The following is an 18291-nucleotide window of genomic DNA, read 5'->3' as shown; positions in this document are numbered from 1 at the left end:
GTGAGCACCTTTTTGCCCGTCAGCGACGCGCCGATGATCGCCCTTTTGCGGCAGCCGTCTGGATAGATGCTCGGCGATCTCCGTCGACGGCGTGATCGGGTAGCCCGCGAAAAACTCCAGGCCCGCGTAAAGGGCCCCTTCCACGCAGGCCTCGTTGCCTTGGATGAACTTGACTTGTCTGGTCATGGGTTTGCCTATTGCTGTTTGGTCGTTTTGATTATGCTAAAAGGGCTTCATGGACCTGAGGGCCGAGGTCTGAAGTCCGAGATCCGAGATCCGAGGTCCGACTTCCGTCCGCTGTCCTCTGACATCTGTCATCCGTCCTCTGTCTTCTGACCTCCGTCCTCCGTCTCCACCTCGATGGCCAGGTCCGGACAGCGCAGTTCGCACAGCCGGCAGGCGATGCAGTCCGAAAGCCGCGGCGCCACCGCCTTGTCCTTGTCGTCCAGCTCCAGCACCGTCTTCGGACAAAACGCCACGCAGATCCCGCAGCCCTTGCACCAGTCCCGGTTGATCCGGTGGTCCTTCAATTTTGCTTTTGCCATGAATCTTCCCCCAACGTGGGTTCAACGCTCGTGCGCGGCCGCATGCTCAAACCGCCGCCTTAAAATCGTGCCCCTCTTAGAAGCTCGACAGGGGCCTTGTCAAGAAAAAGCGGGTGCTTTTATTCCGTTTTTCCTTTTCTGGCTCATATGATCAATTTTTTGCGTGCTTCAGCTCAGGAAACGAGGTTTAAAAGAAAAAAGCGGGCAGCTGCATCAGGGATCCGGGAGCAGATCGACCGACAGATGAAAGCGTTCCTGGCGGCAAGCATCCATGGACAGGCGGCCACACGACGCCGCTTTGTCCTCGCCCCATTGGTTGGCCGGCTGAAGCGGACAGGCGGTTAGATATAGGTGATCAGGTCCGGATCGTTTTGGGCCTCCAGGTGGGCCACACAGTTGAAGAGCACCAGCCACAGCTGGTCCTGATGGTGGCGCAGAACGGTAATGGAGGTGTTGCGCAATTCCCACCCCAGGCGGATCGTCTGCTCCCTGGAGGTGTCCAGCGTCTGCCGCAGCGCTACGGCGGTGGGCCCGCCGGAGGTGAACACCACCACCTTTTTATTGTCCCCCACCTTTTTCACCAGGTTGTCGATGGCGCCGCTGATCCGCTCCCTGAACTGCTGGGCCAGGCGTAGGCGCGCAGCGACCTCGACAGGCATCATTTCCGATTTTTCAGCGATGTCGAAGATGCGCCCGATCGCACCATGGTCGGTATGAATCTGTTTCATCTGCTCGGACAGCAGGGGGTCTTCCTGGATTACGCTGAACAGCCGGTTCATCATCTGGTCAGAGCTGTCGAACTCGTTGAAGTCCGCGTCTATGGTTATCTCCGGTGGCCCGTCGCCATTGCCCTGGCGCATGGCGATCGTGGCTGTCTGGATATGCCGCCGCAGTGCACCGGAGTAGACGGCATCGAAGCGGATCCCGTTTTTATGAAAATGCCTGCCCAAGAGCGCCGCCTGCCGTTCTCCCAATGGGGACAGGCGATCGTACGCCGGTTGGCCGAAGGACGCCTGGCCATGCCGGACAAAGTATAATTCAATCATCTGAACACCTTCTTGTTGTTGCCGTGGTTGCCGGATTGCGTTGGATGACATCGACCGGAGAGCCATCAGAAGAATGGGAAGGCAGCGAAATGCAGTCCGGTTTCACTGGCGAGTGTGTCGAAACCGGGTCGAAGGCCCGAGGCCGCCCGGCATTCACATTTAATTTTGAGGGAATCTATACTATCCCCATCGCGATCGTCAAGGATATTGGACAACCATTCATTTTCCCTTGTACATCCCGCAAAGGCGAAATAGGATGGCGTCTGTTCTTTCATGCTACCCTCTAACAGGCTGTTGAATAACGATTGCGCTTGGCCATATGGCGTTAAAATTCGACTCAAAATGCTCATTTATCACCCATAAACTGCGCTTTTTCGCCGGATTTTGCCTTGTCTTGCCTGTGCGCATGACCTTTTTTCAACGGCCTGCTAAAGCCCCAAAGGATCATACAAGATGTCATCTATCGTTGCCGTTGTTCGCTATCAGTCACCCCTGGAGTCGGTAAGACAGGCGGTGGACCGCTGCCGTGGCCTGGCGCAGGTCAAGCCCGGCATGCGGGTTTTCATCAAACCCAACATCGTCTTCTGGACCAAGGCGGTGGCCTTCCCCAAATGGGGGGTCATCACCACCTCACGGGTGGTCGAAGACATGGTCATCCTGCTCAAGGAGAAGGGGGTGGACGATATTACCATCGGCGAAGGCATGGTCACCCACAATCCCAAAGATGTCGAGACGCCGGCCCACGCTTTCGAGACCTTGGGTTACCACACCCTGAAACGGCGATACGGGGTCAAGACCATCAACATCTTCCAGCGGCCGTTCGAAACGGTCGACCTGGGAGACGGCATCGCCCTGAACTTCAACACGGACATTCTGCACAGCGACCTGGTGGTGGACCTGCCGGCCATGAAGGCCCATAACCAGACGGTGGTGAGCCTGGGCATAAAAAACCTCAAAGGCACCATCGACATCCCTTCACGCAAACGCTGCCACAATCCGGATCCGGTGAAGAACCTCGATTTCATGGTCGCCCGCCTGGCCGACCGCCTTCCGCCGGTCTTTACCCTCATCGACGGCATCTATACCCTGGAACGCGGCCCCGGCCCCGACGGCAGCATGCGCAGAAGCGACATCCTGGTGGCCTCGACGGATATCCTGTCGGCCGACATGGTGGGCGCCAAACTCCTCGGCCACGAACCGGACCAGGTGCCCCACCTGGCCATGGCTGCCGCCAACCGCGGCCGTCCGACGGATCTTTCCGACGTCGAGGTGGTGGGCGAGCAAATCGAACGTCTGGCCAGCAGCCACCGCTTTGACTTTCCATACGCCAGCGACGAAACCGGCGAACTGCCCCTGGCCCTGGCCAAACAGGGCATCCAGGGCGTGTTCTACCGCAAGTATGACGACACCATGTGCACCTACTGCAGCCAGCTCAACGGCCTGACGCTGACGGCCATTCGCTTTGCCTGGAGAGGGCAGGCATGGGACCGTCTGGAAGTCCTCACGGGCAAACGGATGGAACCGACGCCGGGGATGCAGAAAACCATCCTTTTAGGCAAATGCATGTATCAGAAGCACAAACACAACCCGGAGATCAACGAGATGATCGCCGTCAAAGGCTGCCCGCCGCGACCGTCAGATATCGTCAAGGCCCTTCACCGGGCCGGCATCGAAGCCGATCCGGGCCTGTTCGACAACATTGACCAGTTGCCCGGCTTTTTCATGGCCCGCTACCAGAACCGACCGGAATTCGAGGAAGGGTTCTTCAGGGTGGAATCGGATTGAAAGGGAATCGGTGACCTGCATCGATGGCTGATATATTGACGGATGCCAGACTGGTCCGTCCCCAAAAACAAAAAAATCAAGGCGTTATCAGGACCCCAGGAGACACTTGTCTGAACGGTGGTGTCGATCGTAATAACGCAACTCAACAAGGTTGCCTTCCGGGTCGCGAAAATAAACAGCGGTTCCGCTACCGTGTGCGCTCCATCTGGAAACGGGCCCTTCTGTAATTTGAGGACAAACGGATTTTTATTTTATCAGCAAATGACTATTTCGAGATCAACGTAAACGTCTCCCGATCGATCCAATTCCCATCTCTTAATCGAGAAGCCCGCAGAACGCCTTGACCTTTTTTGGCCTCGGAACCTCTATTGCACCGTAAATTATAGTCGAACTTATAAAATACCTCCGTCTGATGGCCTGGTACGAGGTCGCTGATGCCGATAATATCGATTTTCATCTGGTCTACCAGACATGAGCCTGTATCCTGGGGAACCCTTTTCTCCAAGTACGCGATGGCCAACGCCTCATCCAATCCAGATGGTTCCGCACTCGTTGCTTCGGCCATCGAGAGAAGTGGGAGAACAATAAGGGTAACCAACACTCCAATCGTTAACAGCCTTGACTTGTCCATGCTTGCCTCCTTGCGTTTGATTCCTGATTTGAACCGCGACAGCGAACATGGGTCACTCTCCCAATCCGACCTCCTTGATTGCATCCTTGCAGCGCGCACTGACCTTGGTGTCATTTTTTTTGATACACTCCAAGAGTCGTCCCTGTCCGGCAGGGACGTCACTGCAGTATCGTTCGAGATCATCGGCACACTCGTTGACCACATACGCTAACGCAGCCACCGCCCGCTCCAACTGCGCGGCTGCATCGTAAAGGGCATACTCGCACTTTCCGGAAAGCTTGTCGCCATGGGCATAAAGGCAGGCCAAAACCCGGCCATCTCCGGGGGTGACATCCTTGCAGAAGGTTTCGAGTTCAGTCTTGCAGCCATCGGCCACTGTCTTGACCAGGCCTTCACCGGCCAAGACCGGCATCGCGATCAGTAACACTGCCCCCAGGACAGGCCCAACCATCTTTCTATACGTCATTTCACCCTCCTCATTTAAAAGGAATTAATATGATAACCAAAAAATGCATCCGGATCGTGCCGAAGGCTTCCCATTCCTGACCCAATTCGCAGAAAACGTAGCCAATTTGGCGCCGGCTGATTGAGCCGGAATGGTTGCCAGCGGTAAACCATCCTTGCCACTGGTATCTGTGAGCGAGAGGAAGGATTATCCGATACGCGAAGGCTGTCCGGGATCACGAGTCACTTTTTACGATTGAAAAAATATCAATCCTCACATCTGACTGTCGTGAATGCGAAATTGGGTTGCCGGGTTTGAGAAATAGCTGAAAACATGCACCGTTTAAGACGGTCTGCGAATTGAGCGTTGATTCCTGAAAACCGGCCAGCACTGTTCAACGATTGGCGGCTCATGTTCGACCCGTTAATCGTCGGTCGCAATAATCTTGGAACTCAAGAGACTATGAAAAGTTGCTGATGTTTACCGATAGAATGGATTGTCTCCATCGGTCAAGAGCCAATTCGGGTGGTTTGAAAAAAATACAATTTTCTAAGGCGAAAAAAGGCCTATTCGTAATGGTCAACGGCAGGCCTTATGCAATTACAGGCACCATCATTCTTGGATGCCGGGTCAAGCAGACCTGGCGTCACACCCTTGTCCAAGCGGCTTCAATTTTTCAACAATTCAACAATATACGGTTTTTCCCATTCTTGCCGTATTCTCATCGCCTCGGTTATTACACCGCACTGGCCCCGCCATCCACCATGATGGTCTGGCCGGTGATGAATCCGGCCCCCTCCGAGCACAGGAACAGCACCGGGTGAACCACATCGGCGGTCTCGGCGATCCTGCCCATGGGGATGGTCTTGACGATCTCCTTGAGCAGGTCGTCGTTGGACCAGAAGGGTTGGGAAAATCCGGTGCGCACCATGCACGGCGCCACGGCATTGACCTGGACGTTGAATGGCGCCAGTTCCTGGGCCAGCGTCTTGGTCATCATCTCGATGGCCGCCTTGGCGATGCCGTAAATACCCATGAACGGGGCGGCCCGACGGGCGGCAATGGAGGTGATGCTGACGATCCTGCCAGCCTTTTGCCCCCGCATGAGCTGCGCCGCCTTGCGGGAACAGAGCCAGGTGCCGGTCAGGTTGGATTCGACGATCTTGTTGAACAGGGCCGGTTCGGCGTCCACCACTCCCGTGATCAGGTTCATGCCCACATTGTTCACCAGGGCATCGACGCGGCCGAAGCGTTCCACCGTCTGGTCGAAGAGCCGCTCCACCTCCGCTTGCCTGGCGATGTGCGCCGTGACGGCCAGCACATGCTCACCGCCATCCAATTCGGCCACCGCCGCATCCAGGCCGTCCTGCTTTCTGCCGCAAATCACCACGTCGGCCTTTTGCGCCAGCAGCATTTTTGCCAGGGCCAGGCCGATGCCCCGGCTGCCGCCGGTGACCACCACCACGCTTCCTTCAATTCCGTATGATAGGTTTGCCATGGTTGCCTCAAAATTAAAGGGTTGCCAGTCTATGGAACGGTTTTAGATCGCGTTGACCATCGAGTCGATGCCTCCCGCAGATGCGATACAAGAGCCTATCGGGTTAACGGGAAATTGACAAGTCCCATTGCCGGGAGGGTTTGCTTTACTGCACTTTCTCATCGCTTGGCTTGCCTTCTTGCCGCTGCCATCGGATCTTGCACAGGGTTCGAATTCGACGATTTTCCTGCCGTCAATCCAGCACCGCTATTTTGAAAAATCGCATCGAAAAACCTAAAGGTTTCGAAAGGACAACCAATAATATCTTAAATTCGATACCATCCAGTGTCACCACTTTTTAATGGAGAGGAAATCCACCATGCTCAACCGACTATCCGTAAAAGGCCGAATGTATATTATCAACGTCTCCATCTTGGTGCTGTTTGCCACCATGGTCATGTTTTCCGTGCGCAACAGCAACGGGGTCAAGGATCTGGGCATTGAAAGCACCGGCGAAGTGATGCTGGAAGACCAGAAAGCCAGAATCTATCTGGCCACGCACAGCGCGGCGCTGATGGCCGAAGCGGCCATCAAGGGGACCACGGACAAGGAGCAGATAAAAACCATCATTCGCAATCTGGTCGATAAAATCATCTATGAGAAAGACCGCTCCGGTTATTTTTTTGTGTATGAGGGGACTGTGGCCGTGGCCTTTCCGGTAAAAAAGGAAAACGTCGGCAAGGATCTTGGAGGCGTGAGCGATAAAAACGGCGTAAAAGTGGCCCAGGCCTTGCGGGATGCGGCCAAAGCCGGCGGCGGCTTCGTTCAGTACATCTGGCCCAAACCGGGTGCCGGCGACCAGCCCAAACTATCTTACGCGGAGATGATCCCCGGAACGCAGATGTGGATCGGCACCGGCGTCTACCTGGACAACATCGACGCCTACCAGGCACATATGGCCGAAGAGATCGGATCCATGGTCTCCAAGCGCACCACCACCATGGTGCTGGTCTCTGGCGCCATTTTTACGGCCATCATCGCCCTGTGCCTGTTCATCGCCTTCGGCATCGTCCGAACGCTGAAAGAGATGATCGTCAGCTTCCAGGACATCGCCGAAGGTGAAGGGGATCTGACCAAACGCATCAAAATCGACTCCAAGGATGAAATTGCCGAACTGGCCGGCTGGTTCAACACTTTTTTGGAAAAACTGCAGGCCATGATCAAAAAAATCGCCGTCAATTCCAAGGATGTGGACCGGTCGTCAGCGGAACTGTCCGAAATCGCGGTGCAGATGTCTCACGGCGCCGGCGAGACCTCCAGCCGGGCCAATAACGTGGCCACCGCTGCCGAAGAGATGAGCGCCAACCTGAACAACGTGGCCGCCGCCATGGAGCAGTCCTCCACCAATACTTCCATGGTGGCCACCGCCGCCGAGGAGATGACCGCCACGATCAACGAGATCGCCCAGAATGCGGAAAAGGCCAGGGCCATATCCGACCAGGCCGTCCAGAAAGCCGGCGAGACCTCCGGCCAGATGGAAGGGCTGGGCCAGGCCGCTTTGGGCATCGGCAAGGTGGTCGAAACCATCACCGAAATTTCCGAGCAGGTCAACCTGCTGGCCTTGAACGCCACCATCGAAGCGGCCCGAGCCGGCGAGGCGGGCAAGGGCTTTGCCGTGGTGGCTAACGAGATCAAGGAGCTGGCCAAGCAAACCTCGGCGGCCACCTTGGAAATCAAGGAGAAGATCGGCAACATCCAGGGCAGCACCGACGGCACGGTCAAGGGAATCAACGAGATCTCGGAAGTCATCAAAAGCGTCAATGAGATCGTCGGCACCATCGCCACTGCCGTGGAAGAGCAGTCCGCGGCAACCAAAGAGATCGCCGGCAACATCGCCCAGGCGTCCCAGGGAATCCAGGAGGTCAACGAGAACGTCAGCCAGAGTTCCACGGTGGCCGCCGAGATCACCCGCGACATTAACGTGGTCAATCAGAGTTCCGGCGAAATCGCCAACAGCAGCGACCAGGTCAAAGTCAGCGGCGACGATCTTAAGCGCATGGCAGCGGAACTGAACAGCATTGTGGGAAGTTTCAAGGTCTAATCGCTTCGTATCCACACGAAGCGATCTCAACCGGCGCACCGACCGGTGCGCCGTTTTTAATTGAACGCTATCAGGCATCGGGGAATGACATCACTGAGATCGCCAATCTTCCGGCCCCTTGGAACGGACAGCGCTTTGGGAGGCGCCCCTGACCTGAACCGTGCGGGGTGATCCCCGTTTTATGATAGATGGGCGACGTTTATCCGATTCGCCCACGATCTTCACGCCTGCCGGTCCCACCCGCCGTCACGCCTCAACATCGTTATCATGTCCGCAGCCCGATCCTTGAGCGCCAGCTTGTCCACCTTGGCCGTACGGGTGAGTGGGAAAGCGTCGTCAGCCTCACCGATCACGACATGTTGGGGTCGTTTGTAGGCAGCGATCTGCCTGCAATGAGACATGACCTGGTCGGCGGTAACGGTGGCACCGGCCACTGGTTGGACGAAGGCAAAAATGCCCTCATCGAAAATGTCATGCGGCATGCCCACGACTTCGACCGAAGCGACGCCATCCATCCGCGCAATGTGGTCCTCCACTTCATCGGGGAAAACATTGTAGCCTTTTTGTTTGATCATGAATTTTCTTCGGCCGCTCAAATACAACGCCCGATAATCTCCCTTATCCTCGAATCGACCCAGGTCCCCGGTGTACAGGATGCCTTCCCGTGAAACGGCGTTGGCGGTTTCTTCGGGCATGTTGTAATAACCGGCGAAAACAATGGGGGGATGGTAGCAAATTTCACCGATTTCACCGGTTGGGAGTTCGGCTCCGGCACTGCCGTCCGGCTGCATGGGCTCCCGGATAGTCACTTCAGCCAGATCCGGAAAGGCCCGTCCCACCTGGCCAACCATCTCCTCGGGGGGGATATCCGGCGGCGTTATCGTGGCGAAACCGGCGTTTTCGGTCATGCCGATGCCGGTAAAAATCCGGGGCGCCATGGTCTGCAGACGCCGGAGAAAGGGCAGGTCTCCCGCCGATCCCGCATAAACGGCATTTTTTAAACTGGAAAGATCGTATCGGTCGTAATCGGGACGTGCCCAGAGCATCCGGTACTGGGTAGGGATCATGCCCAGGGCATTGACCCGGTGGGCCTGAATGGCTTCCAGCGATCCTTTGGGGTCGAAGATACGCAGCATCACTGCCGTTCCGGCAACGGCCATACTGGTCATGAAACATTCGGTGACGCAGCCCACATGACTGGGCGGCAGGTTGACCAGAATCCGCATATCGTCGCTGGAAGTGACCCCGAGCCCCCGGGCCAACACTTCGTTCTGAATGATGATGTTTCGATGGGTCAGCACCGCCGGCTTGGGCGCACCGGTGGTCCCGGTGGTGAATATGATCAGGGCCGGGGTGTCGGCCTTGACCGTGGTAACCATTTTCTTGAGATGACGCGTAAACAGATCCTTTATTTTCAGCGCCAACAGAAGCTTCTTATCCATCAGCCGGACAATGCTCACGGCGCCTTCGAGGATGTCCCCGGGCCGGGGATCGGCGGTGAACTGAACCAGGTGCCTGACGGACGGACAGCTTGCCATTACGGCGGCCGCCGCTGTCCGAAAATCGCGGACCGGTGTATCGCCCAGGAAAAAGAAGGCGCTTGGTTCGATTTTGTTGATGTCCCGGACCACCTCTTCGTCCTTCAGACGGACGTCCAGGGGGGCGAAAATGGCGCCGATGCGGAAACAGGCGTACATCAGGACGATGTGTTCGGGAACCAGCACCAACAGGCTGGCCACGCGGTCTCCCGGTTGAATGCCCAAGGCCAGCAGGCGCAGGGCGAAGAAGTCGATAAGGGTCTTAAAGCGTGCGTAGGTGACGGTCTTGCCGTCTTCGTGCTGAATCATAGCCGCGCGGTGGGGCAGTTGGTCGGCCCAATGATCCACGTAGTCGCCGAGTCGCGGGAGGCGAATGAAGCGATCGCTCATGGTTATTCCTTTCCGGCTGCCGTTGGGGTGCGGAAGACGAGTTGGCCTTTGCGCAACACGGGCTGCTGCCTGGCATCGATGACGTCGAAGGTCAAAGTGACCCGCTCACCTTCTGCTGATCGATGCCGCAGACGCGCGGTAATGCGACTTCCGGGAAAAACCATGCCGGTGAAGCGGCAGGCGACTTCAGTGACCGCTGACGGATGGATCCCGGACTCCCGGTCGAGCACCGCCCGAACCGCCAGGGCCAGGGTGGCGGTTCCCTGGAGGATGATACCGGGAAGCCCCACGCCGCGGGCAAAGGCCGGTGAGGTGTGGATGGGAAAAACGATATCGCTGCACCCGTCGTAGATGTAGGGCAACGCCGGATCGATATCTATGTCCTGCCGCCACAACCCGTCACCGGGCGGGTCAGGCGGGGGATCATCGGGCAGTCCTGAAAGGCGTCGGCCGCCATCGGTGCATCTCACCCCCCGCAGCAGGGCGCCGATATGTTCGGTGAATATCGGTCGCCCGCCGTTGTCCGCGGCCTCATAGCGCATCAATACACGGGTGCCGGCCCGGTGGGGCAGAATGGCCGCCACGGTGCCCGCCACGGTCAGTGCCTGGCCCGGCCGGACAGGATGATGCAGGGCGATGTGTTCGGTATGATGGACCTGCATGGCCATTAATTCAAGGGGGAACCGACTGTCCTGAATGAATCGGTCCAGGTGGCTGGTGACGGGCCAGGTCAGGGCCACGGGAAAAACAGGGTGGGCGGCCACCCCTTCCGGCAGGGTGTCATCAAAATAGCAGTCGGCACGTTCACCGATGGCGGCGGCGTAGTTGGTTGTCTGCCGGGCCGCCACAACGGTTTGGTGGGGCAAGAGTTTAGTCCCGACAAATGCAGAGTCAATGATCACGGCCACCTCCTGACAGAAAACGTCATTTCGGTTCGTCTGCGATAATCAAACGGCTACGGATTCGGCTCGGCGCTCAATAACATGCCCGGCCGGACAAGACAATCGAATGGGGATCATAATCATCCCGGCAGCCGAAGCTCCTCCAGATGACACGCCGGCACCGGTTGAAAATAGAGCATGGTGCGGCATCATGCGCACCATGCGTTGTCGACTCGTGGAGATGGGGGCAGGGGAAATGGGATTATTACGGAGATAGACCGTCCTGCCGGAGGTATTCATAGTATCCGGCAGGTTCGGCAATTTAACCGGCCTGAACCGCAATCCGTCGCGGCGTCGCTTTTTCCACCTTGGGCAGAGTCAGGCGCAGCACCCCGTCGCTGAGCTTGGCATCGATCTTTTCCTGGGCGATGACTTCGGAGAGGGAGAACTGGCGGTAGTAGCGTCCGGTTTCATATTCCACGTATACCTTTTCACCGGGCGTTCCCACGTTCGGAAGCACATCTCCCGTCAGGGTCAGGGTGTCGTCCCGAAGATCCACATTGAGTTCATTCGCCTTCACCCCGGGCATATCCACCAGCAGGGTGATGGCTTTTTCCGTTTCGAAGATATCCACGTTGGGCGTGAATACCGGGCCGGGCTTGGTCTGTTCGGCAGCTGAGGCCAAGGCCTGTTTTTCGATGACTTTCATTTCCTTGGAATCTGACATGATCGGCTCCTCCTTTCATCGTCGGTTTTATTGAACCGAAATCTGCCTGGGTTTGGCCTTTTCCGCCTTGGCAATGGTCACGGTCAGTACGCCGTCCACCAGCCTGGCCTTGACATTGTCCGGATCGATATCGCCGGGCAGGGCCACGGCCCGTGAGAAGCGTCCGGCTTCGCGCTCGCGACGGTGATACCGGGCATCTGCAGCCTCTTCAGAGATCTTGCGTTCGCCGGCCAGGGTCAACTGGTTGGCGGTTACGTTGAGATCCAGATCCGCTGAATTCACGCCTGGCAGTTCCGCACTGACGTAGTAGGCATCCGTATCTTCCGTGATGTTGACCGCCGGAAACACACCGGCGCCGGCACGCCCGAGGGGCCGGTCGCTGTATGTCTCAAAAAGACGTTCCATCTGACGCCGCATTCCTTCCAGGTCTGCAAAGGAAGAACCGAAACGCCGACTGGGGGCACCGAAAAGTGTTCTGTAGATCATTGCCAAGCCTCCTTATGTTATGGTTCAAAACCGCCCTTTTGTTTCGACCAAACAATATTTATGGATTCGACGTTGTCAATATAATTGAACAATTATTTTGTTGCATTATTTTTCATATATATTAAAATTCGGTAATTCAACTGATATGGACACCTGTGGAGATCTGAAATGACTCGTAAAAATACGACGGATAACAGTGGCTCATTTACCTTTATTACCAGTTCGGGGCTTCGGGGCAGACAATCGGTACGGGCGACCTTCAAGCTTTCCTCCGGCTGTATCGAAGCCATCAGCATCGTCGCCGCGCAGCTGGGCATCAAACAAAAATCCCTGTTCGACCACCTGGCCCAGGACAGCGACTCCCTCAACGCCATCGCAAAGGAGGTCCGGAATGCAAGGGTCGGGGCGGAAAACCGGGTCCAGAAGACCTACGTAATCAGCAGGAGATCCCTCTCCCTGCTGGATGAGATCTCGAGGGCCTTCAACGCGCCTCGCGATGTCCTGGTTGAGTTTTCGGTACGGCGGCTGTTGCCGGTGATCGACAATGAACAGAAAAAGTACGAAATGCGCAAAGCGGCATTTTCCGGCATCCAGCAGCATTTGAACAAGGGCACGCAACTGCTGGAAAAAATGATCGCCCAACTGGGGGAGGATGACCCGGTCACGGCCCGGATGGCATCGGCGATGGACACGTATGCCGGTGCGGCTGGCGCCATCGAAGCCTTTTTGGAAAGAACCCAGGGCATCGCGGATTTCGACCCGGAGGACCTGAACCAGATGGATGTGCAGTTCGAGCGTTAGTGTCCTGAAAATTGATCGGTGAATGCGGCCCCGGCACCACGAGGCTTTTTTGCGGCAATGCTATGAGTATCCGCTGCCCCCGGTTCGACCCCCGGTTTCCAAATTTCCGGGGGCCGCATAGGGTCGGAGAACCCGCCCACGCCTTTCAACCAACCGCTTCAGGGGCCGTTGAGCCTGGCTTTCGGTCCGTATTCCAGGTTCTGACGAAGAGCAAACTCGGCATTGCTGAAGGTCTGCAGATCCGTATAGTAGATGGCGGTAGACCGGATGCCTTCCGCCTCGATAAAGCGGCCCATTTCCTTGTACCAGGGCAGATGAAGCAGCAGGGGCCCGATTCCGAACATGACCGTCAGGATGACGACGATACCGGCGCAGAGCTTCAGCCAGGGAATCATCTTCTCTGCCGGTCGAAAGCGCCCACCGACGGGCATCAGGATCCGTTTCGCAGCACTCGACATAGTGTTTTTCCTCATCAAATCCGTGCGGTAATCTCCGGGAACACCAGATAGAACATGATATAGGCCATGAGCAGCGTCAGGGCCAGGTTGAAGCTCTGGCCGCAGACGTAAAGGATCAACGGTTTACCGCCCTTGAAATATTTGGCCAGTTCACGGAAATTGGTCGCCAGCCCGATGGAGGCAAAGGCAAGTGCAAAGAACCACTCGCGCAGCAGACGGCTGAAGCTCCTGATCACGCCCTGGTCCATCATGGCCCCGCTCACATCCTTACCCAATTTCCCATCCAGGATGGAGAAAATGATAGAGGCGGCGATGAACCCAAGCACAAACTTGGGGAACCGGTGCCAAATCTCCATCCAACTCACCCGCGTTCCCGGCGTACAGTCGACCCGGGCGCACCAGTATACCGCGACGGCAAAGGCGATGATGCCGATAAGCACGTTCTGGATCATCTTGACGGTGGCGGCCACGTACAAGGCGCGATCTCCCAGGAAAGCCCCGGCAGCAGCCACGGCCCCGGTGGCATCGATGGTGCCGCCGATCCAGGCGCCGCCCAGCACTTCAGGCATGCCGACGGCTTTGATAAAGGCCGGCATGGCCACCATCATGATGGCAGTAAAAACCATGGAGAGACCTACGGCCAGGGTCAACTCCTCCTTCTTGGCCCGACAGGCCGAAGCGGTGGCGATGGCTGCCGACACGCCGCAAACGCTCATGTCCGCCGAAATGGTGATGTTCAGGGTCTTGGAGGGGAACTTGAGAACCCGCTGACCAAACCAGTAGGTAGTCATCAGCACGATTGGCGTCACCACCCAGGCCACGAAGATGCCCGGCAGCCCGATGGCCAGGATTTTGCCAAACAGCACTTCGGCGCCCAGCAATACGAGGCCGGTCTTGATGTAGTATTCCGTCTGCACCGCCGGCTTGACCCACTCCGGGGTGCCGATGGTGTTGCTGATCAGCATGCCGAATACGATGGCCCACAACGGGAATCCGAACCCGTATGTTTTCATGGTCTGCTGGACTTCGGCCGTATAGGCTAGCACGGCGATGATGAAAACGAAGAAGAACCCCACGAAAAATTTGCCGAAGGATTTGCCCATGATCCGCATGCCGATGCCGAAAAACAGAGCCAGAATGACAGCCAGTCCGGCAAGTGACCCAAATCGGTTGTATGCTTTGTTTGAAGTTTTTGCCTTGGCCTTGGACGCCTTGGCCGCGACCTTCTGCCAGGCAGCGATGTCCGTTTGAGCCTTGTCGTTCAAAGCTGCATCGGAGAATCCGGCGGCGGCGGCCGCCTCTTCGGAAGCCCGTGCCGTTGCCAGCGCCCCGGCGGCAGAGGCTTTAAGTTCATTGAACGGGGGCAGACCCCTCTGGTTTTTCTCCTCGGCGGCGGCCTGGCCCATGTACAGGGCATCCACCGGGTTGATGTTCCAATCGCCGGGCGCCGCAAAAAAATCTTTGATCGACTTGGCAAAGGGCTGATCGGACACCCGGATCTTCTTTTTTGCCTCGGAGGCCTCATGCCAGGCGATGGTCTTGAAGGGCGCCCGGGATGCTTCCTGCTTCAGTATCGCGTTGACCTTGGCAAAATCGTCGTTCATGTTAGCCGGTGGTCGGGGAAGAAAGATGACCAGACCGACAACCAGTATAATGAATCCCAGCCAGATGGCCAGGTAATCCTCCTTTTTCCAGAGATCCGAAAACGAACTCTTGGCGATGTCGATGGCCAGGTTTTCCTGATTGGGTCTTTGAGATGATGATTCGCTCATGATGCCGCTCCTTGTTGATGAGAAATGTGATTGCCAGGTCTCCCCGGCAATCGATATGGCAACCCGTGTGCCAAACATAAACAACCATGAGAAATCACCCACCGGTCTCCTAAGGATGGCTGTTCGGGCGATACCCTACCCGCAGGATAGTGTCTAACGAACCGAAAAATAGGCAAATTCCTGATTGTCGGTACCAATGGCGGATAGGCAGGGGGATCGATGAGCCATGCATGCTGGGACAATTAAATTCGGACATCTTGCGTCCCATTCTTCGGATCATCGGAAATAAAAAGACCGGTTTTACCAACGCCGGTTACTCCGCAATTCGGATCCTTTTAAACCCGAAGCATCCCGTTCAGGTCCGAAGGGAAATGAAAGGGCATCCAATCACTGGGCCGGCGGGTGTTGACGGCCAGGAGGCCGGCTGTGCCCTGCAACGTTGGCACTTTCCTTGCGGTGAACGGCTGAGAGCGCCTCATCATGGCATCACAACTCTGCCGGAACAGGCACCATGAACCAAGCCAAAGCGACAACGATCCAGGGAATCGTCATCCCGGATGCCTGGGACGAGATGGGCAATGTCCTTTCAGTAGCCGTCTTCACCTATCAGGAAGAGAGAATCCGGGTCATCGATGACGAACGGGGACAAATGCTGAAAAATCATATACGTATGCGGGTGTCCGTAGACGGGGTGCTTTCGTTCCAGGGGCAGGCGCCTGCCATTCGCGTCCGGCATCACCGGCTCGTAAACGGACGCATGGATGCCGTGACATGAAGCACCCTCTTCCGGGTAACTGCAGCCCGCATCTTCCCCTGCAGCGACCTCGAAAGATAGTGGCGCAAGACACCCTCTCGCCTGTCTGCAGGGCCGCCCCCACCCGCTATCGGAAAAGAAGTGAGCCGTCGGCTGCCGGTTCGTTCTTTACTAGCTCAGGGCTTGCTGCAATCTATATGAGGTGCCCTGCCATTACACCTGCCAGAAGGAATCGCTTCATTCTTGACAAACCCCTGCACACCATCGATACTTTTTTGTTCCAAGAAACGTGATTGACGTCCTTTTCAATCGAAATCCGGAATGCGGTCTCCAATCCGGTAAAAGCGGATTGAACGCATCAACGATAAAGCATGAACCGTTTACTGATCCTATGCACCGACGCAACACTGGCGGGGCTCATCCGCAGCGCCTTCGATGAAACCATTATTGTCGAAATAGCGAATACCGTCGAAATTGCCCTGGGCCTGCACGAGAAACACCCTTTCGACATCATTTTCACCGATTTGGGCCTGACCGCAGCGGCTTCGGGAATCGGCTTCACCGAAGCTGTCAGGCCCTTTAAACGCCGGCATCCCGGGGTTCAGTTCGTCGTTCTCACTTCACGACGGACCCTTCGCAACGCGGTAAGGGCCGTCCAATCCGGCGCCAATGATTATCTGACCTATCCTTGCGATGCGCAGGAAGTCCGATTGGTGGTGGCCTCTGCCAGGAGAGCAGCGGTAAAAAGGCTCGAACTGGATTACCTGCGGAACCAGTTCTGGAAGACGGATTGGCTCGATTTTACCAAAACCTGCAACCCTGGGATGCTGCGAGTATTGGAAGCCCTGCGGTCTGTGGCCCCGACCATTGCAACGGTGCTCCTGCTTGGCGAAACCGGAACCGGAAAGAGCCTGCTGGCACGCCTGATTCACCTGCACAGCTTGAGAAGTGGCCGGCCGTTTATCGCTGTTCATTGCGGCGCCATGGCGGAAACCCTGCTGGACAGTGAGTTGTACGGCCATGAAAAAGGGGCCTTTACCGGTGCCGTGCGAGAAAAGCCCGGAAAATTCGAAATGGCCCAGGGCGGAACCATTTTTCTGGATGAAATCGGGACCCTTTCACCCGCTGCCCAGATCAAACTGCTGCAGGTCCTCCAGGAGGGCACCTTCAGCCGTGTGGGCGGGAATGAAGTTGTGAAATGCGATGTGCGGGTGATTGCCGCCACCAATGCGGACCTGAAACAGCTCACGAATGAAGGCAGATTTCGGAGGGATCTGTTTTACCGGCTCAATGTGTTTCCCATCGAGGCACCCCCGCTGAGAAATCGGCGGGAAGACATTCCCCAGGTGGTGGATGTATGCCTGAAAAATCTCAATACTCAGTACGGGAAAAACATACGAGGACTCCACCCGGACGTGATGGAGGCGTTTTGTGCCTATCCCTGGCCCGGAAACATCCGGGAACTGGAAAACCTGGTGGAGCGGGCGTACATTCTTGAACGCTCAGACATCCTTAGCCCCCAAGGATTCCCTTCAGAACTCATCCCTTCTGACGCCGCTGTCGTGTCTGGCGGTCAAGGACAGGAACTGACGCTGGCAGCGGCCAGAAGCATCGCCAATGCGGAATTCGAGCGTCGCTATGTTGTTAATCTGGTGGCCCGCAACCGGGGGAAGATCCACCTGTCCGCCAAAGCGGCCGGCATCACCCCGCGCCATCTCAATCGGCTCATGACCCGTTACCAGATCTCCAAGACGGAATATAAAAGAATGGATCAGGAAAAATGAAGTGCACAGACGGGGGTTCAGATCGCTGGGGTCGATGGTGGGGTCTGCGAGGTGGTCCACGCCCAAAATTCAATGCGGTTGCCCTCGGGGTCGAACACGAAGAAGTTTCGTGCACCCCACGTGACCGTAATAGGACTGACCTCGATGCCGCCTGCAAGCATTCGAGCATGCTCGGCGGCGATGTCTGCCACCTGCCAGGACAATGTAATACCGTCTCCGCCGGCGCTGCCGACAGATGTGCGTGCCGCATCGGCCACGCTCAGGCAGCTGTCTCCGGTCAGCTCAAATTCAACGAACCATGCCTTTTGCAGAAGCACCCGAAGTTTGACCCCGTCACGATAGAACTTGACCGCGTCATTCCATCGGTTACAGTATAGAATCGTGTTGGTACGATAAATGGTCATAGGGCAAATGTCGTCCTTAGGGTTTTGTCTCCACCAGCCTATGTCAACCGGACCGAAGGTGTCAACGGGCACACACCGGCGACGCCGATCGATAAGCAGCAAATGCGGCATGGTTAGCGCATATTGGCGTGTTATGGTTGCCCTGGCAGGCAATCGCCAGATCGCTGCGGCACCGGAATGTTGCCGCTCCCTTGCCGGGGGTGGGTACGCACGCTGGCGCCCGGTGACCTGGACTTGCCGTTTTTGGTTAAACATGCGACATGTCG

17 protein-coding genes and 1 pseudogene are annotated in these 18291 nt (G+C 56.7%); 5 read left to right on the top strand and 13 right to left on the bottom strand.

Going from position 1 to position 18291, the window contains the following annotated elements; translation table 11 throughout:
- The 3 genes and pseudogenes from ACZCED_RS16810 to ACZCED_RS16800 form a co-directional block, all read right to left on the bottom strand.
- Positions 1-186 (bottom strand): annotated as a pseudogene (locus tag ACZCED_RS16810) (hypothetical protein); the annotation flags it as partial.
- 128 nt (positions 187-314) lie between these two features.
- A complete protein-coding gene (locus tag ACZCED_RS16805) occupies positions 315-545 on the bottom strand; it encodes a 4Fe-4S dicluster domain-containing protein (protein WP_464861246.1) in 231 nt (76 codons plus the stop codon).
- Positions 546-886: 341 nt separating this feature from the next.
- Entirely contained in the window at positions 887-1591 is a 705-nt protein-coding gene (locus ACZCED_RS16800; RefSeq protein WP_462968521.1) for a histidine phosphatase family protein, read from the bottom strand.
- A 453-nt stretch (positions 1592-2044) separates the two neighbouring features.
- On the opposite strand from ACZCED_RS16800, the gene ACZCED_RS16795 reads away from it, so the two are divergent.
- A complete protein-coding gene (locus ACZCED_RS16795) occupies positions 2045-3376 on the top strand; it encodes a DUF362 domain-containing protein (protein WP_464861245.1) in 1332 nt (443 codons plus the stop codon).
- Between the two features lie 265 nt (positions 3377-3641).
- Here ACZCED_RS16795 and ACZCED_RS16790 read toward each other — a convergent pair whose 3' ends face one another.
- The 3 genes from ACZCED_RS16790 to ACZCED_RS16780 form a co-directional block, all read right to left on the bottom strand.
- Positions 3642-4007 carry a hypothetical protein gene (locus ACZCED_RS16790; RefSeq protein WP_462968523.1) on the bottom strand — a complete coding sequence of 122 codons (366 nt, stop codon included), beginning with the start codon at positions 4005-4007 and terminating at the stop codon, positions 3642-3644.
- 52 nt (positions 4008-4059) lie between these two features.
- On the bottom strand, positions 4060-4473 hold the full coding sequence (locus ACZCED_RS16785; RefSeq protein WP_462968524.1) for a cysteine rich repeat-containing protein: 414 nt from the start codon (positions 4471-4473) through the stop codon (positions 4060-4062).
- A 715-nt stretch (positions 4474-5188) separates the two neighbouring features.
- The gene (locus ACZCED_RS16780) at positions 5189-5950 is read right to left on the bottom strand and encodes an SDR family NAD(P)-dependent oxidoreductase (protein WP_462968525.1); all 762 of its coding nucleotides are present in this window, start codon (positions 5948-5950) and stop codon (positions 5189-5191) included.
- A gap of 358 nt (positions 5951-6308) precedes the next feature.
- Between ACZCED_RS16780 and ACZCED_RS16775 the strand changes: the two genes are divergently transcribed.
- On the top strand, positions 6309-8030 hold the full coding sequence (locus ACZCED_RS16775; protein WP_462968526.1) for a methyl-accepting chemotaxis protein: 1722 nt from the start codon (positions 6309-6311) through the stop codon (positions 8028-8030).
- Positions 8031-8251: 221 nt separating this feature from the next.
- Here ACZCED_RS16775 and ACZCED_RS16770 read toward each other — a convergent pair whose 3' ends face one another.
- From ACZCED_RS16770 to ACZCED_RS16755, 4 genes are all read right to left on the bottom strand, one after another.
- Positions 8252-9958: a class I adenylate-forming enzyme family protein gene (locus ACZCED_RS16770; RefSeq protein WP_462968527.1), complete on the bottom strand. Its 1707-nt coding sequence runs from the start codon at positions 9956-9958 to the stop codon at positions 8252-8254.
- 2 nt (positions 9959-9960) lie between these two features.
- Positions 9961-10860 carry a MaoC family dehydratase gene (locus tag ACZCED_RS16765; RefSeq protein WP_464861244.1) on the bottom strand — a complete coding sequence of 300 codons (900 nt, stop codon included), beginning with the start codon at positions 10858-10860 and terminating at the stop codon, positions 9961-9963.
- A gap of 301 nt (positions 10861-11161) precedes the next feature.
- Positions 11162-11566: an Hsp20/alpha crystallin family protein gene (locus ACZCED_RS16760; RefSeq protein WP_462968529.1), complete on the bottom strand. Its 405-nt coding sequence runs from the start codon at positions 11564-11566 to the stop codon at positions 11162-11164.
- A 27-nt stretch (positions 11567-11593) separates the two neighbouring features.
- Positions 11594-12052 carry an Hsp20/alpha crystallin family protein gene (locus tag ACZCED_RS16755; RefSeq protein WP_462968530.1) on the bottom strand — a complete coding sequence of 153 codons (459 nt, stop codon included), beginning with the start codon at positions 12050-12052 and terminating at the stop codon, positions 11594-11596.
- 168 nt (positions 12053-12220) lie between these two features.
- On the opposite strand from ACZCED_RS16755, the gene ACZCED_RS16750 reads away from it, so the two are divergent.
- Complete coding sequence (locus ACZCED_RS16750) at positions 12221-12853, top strand: hypothetical protein (RefSeq protein WP_462968531.1); 633 nt, start codon at positions 12221-12223, stop codon at positions 12851-12853.
- Positions 12854-13011: 158 nt separating this feature from the next.
- Here the strand turns inward: ACZCED_RS16750 and ACZCED_RS16745 are convergent, their stop codons facing one another.
- Both ACZCED_RS16745 and ACZCED_RS16740 read right to left on the bottom strand, forming a co-directional pair.
- Positions 13012-13311, bottom strand: coding sequence for a hypothetical protein (locus ACZCED_RS16745; protein ID WP_462968532.1), 300 nt, complete (start codon positions 13309-13311; stop codon positions 13012-13014).
- 14 nt (positions 13312-13325) lie between these two features.
- Positions 13326-15083, bottom strand: coding sequence for a YeiH family protein (locus tag ACZCED_RS16740; protein WP_464861243.1), 1758 nt, complete (start codon positions 15081-15083; stop codon positions 13326-13328).
- 511 nt (positions 15084-15594) lie between these two features.
- On the opposite strand from ACZCED_RS16740, the gene ACZCED_RS16735 reads away from it, so the two are divergent.
- Complete coding sequence (locus tag ACZCED_RS16735) at positions 15595-15858, top strand: hypothetical protein (RefSeq protein WP_464861242.1); 264 nt, start codon at positions 15595-15597, stop codon at positions 15856-15858.
- Between the two features lie 350 nt (positions 15859-16208).
- A complete protein-coding gene (locus ACZCED_RS16730) occupies positions 16209-17621 on the top strand; it encodes a sigma-54-dependent transcriptional regulator (protein WP_462968535.1) in 1413 nt (470 codons plus the stop codon).
- Positions 17622-17638: 17 nt separating this feature from the next.
- Here the strand turns inward: ACZCED_RS16730 and ACZCED_RS16725 are convergent, their stop codons facing one another.
- A complete protein-coding gene (locus ACZCED_RS16725; protein ID WP_464861241.1) occupies positions 17639-18025 on the bottom strand; it encodes a VOC family protein in 387 nt (128 codons plus the stop codon).
- Between the last annotated feature and the right edge of the window lie 266 nt (positions 18026-18291).

The sequence above is a fragment of the Desulfosarcina sp. genome (genome assembly GCF_055467485.1).
Note: the sequence above shows the minus strand (reverse complement) of the source record. Positions and strands in the feature narration are given on the sequence as shown.

Coding starts and splice junctions, on each gene's coding strand:
- ACZCED_RS16755 (WP_462968530.1), bottom strand. CDS start 12,052: ATGATCTACAGAACACTTTTCGGTGCCCCCAGTCGGCGTTTCGGTTCT.
- ACZCED_RS16740 (WP_464861243.1), bottom strand. CDS start 15,083: ATGAGCGAATCATCATCTCAAAGACCCAATCAGGAAAACCTGGCCATC.
- ACZCED_RS16750 (WP_462968531.1), top strand. CDS start 12,221: ATGACTCGTAAAAATACGACGGATAACAGTGGCTCATTTACCTTTATT.
- ACZCED_RS16785 (WP_462968524.1), bottom strand. CDS start 4,473: ATGACGTATAGAAAGATGGTTGGGCCTGTCCTGGGGGCAGTGTTACTG.
- ACZCED_RS16805 (WP_464861246.1), bottom strand. CDS start 545: ATGGCAAAAGCAAAATTGAAGGACCACCGGATCAACCGGGACTGGTGC.
- ACZCED_RS16790 (WP_462968523.1), bottom strand. CDS start 4,007: ATGGACAAGTCAAGGCTGTTAACGATTGGAGTGTTGGTTACCCTTATT.
- ACZCED_RS16795 (WP_464861245.1), top strand. CDS start 2,045: ATGTCATCTATCGTTGCCGTTGTTCGCTATCAGTCACCCCTGGAGTCG.
- ACZCED_RS16735 (WP_464861242.1), top strand. CDS start 15,595: ATGAACCAAGCCAAAGCGACAACGATCCAGGGAATCGTCATCCCGGAT.
- ACZCED_RS16770 (WP_462968527.1), bottom strand. CDS start 9,958: ATGAGCGATCGCTTCATTCGCCTCCCGCGACTCGGCGACTACGTGGAT.
- ACZCED_RS16730 (WP_462968535.1), top strand. CDS start 16,209: ATGAACCGTTTACTGATCCTATGCACCGACGCAACACTGGCGGGGCTC.
- ACZCED_RS16760 (WP_462968529.1), bottom strand. CDS start 11,566: ATGTCAGATTCCAAGGAAATGAAAGTCATCGAAAAACAGGCCTTGGCC.
- ACZCED_RS16775 (WP_462968526.1), top strand. CDS start 6,309: ATGCTCAACCGACTATCCGTAAAAGGCCGAATGTATATTATCAACGTC.
- ACZCED_RS16780 (WP_462968525.1), bottom strand. CDS start 5,950: ATGGCAAACCTATCATACGGAATTGAAGGAAGCGTGGTGGTGGTCACC.
- ACZCED_RS16725 (WP_464861241.1), bottom strand. CDS start 18,025: ATGACCATTTATCGTACCAACACGATTCTATACTGTAACCGATGGAAT.
- ACZCED_RS16800 (WP_462968521.1), bottom strand. CDS start 1,591: ATGATTGAATTATACTTTGTCCGGCATGGCCAGGCGTCCTTCGGCCAA.
- ACZCED_RS16745 (WP_462968532.1), bottom strand. CDS start 13,311: ATGTCGAGTGCTGCGAAACGGATCCTGATGCCCGTCGGTGGGCGCTTT.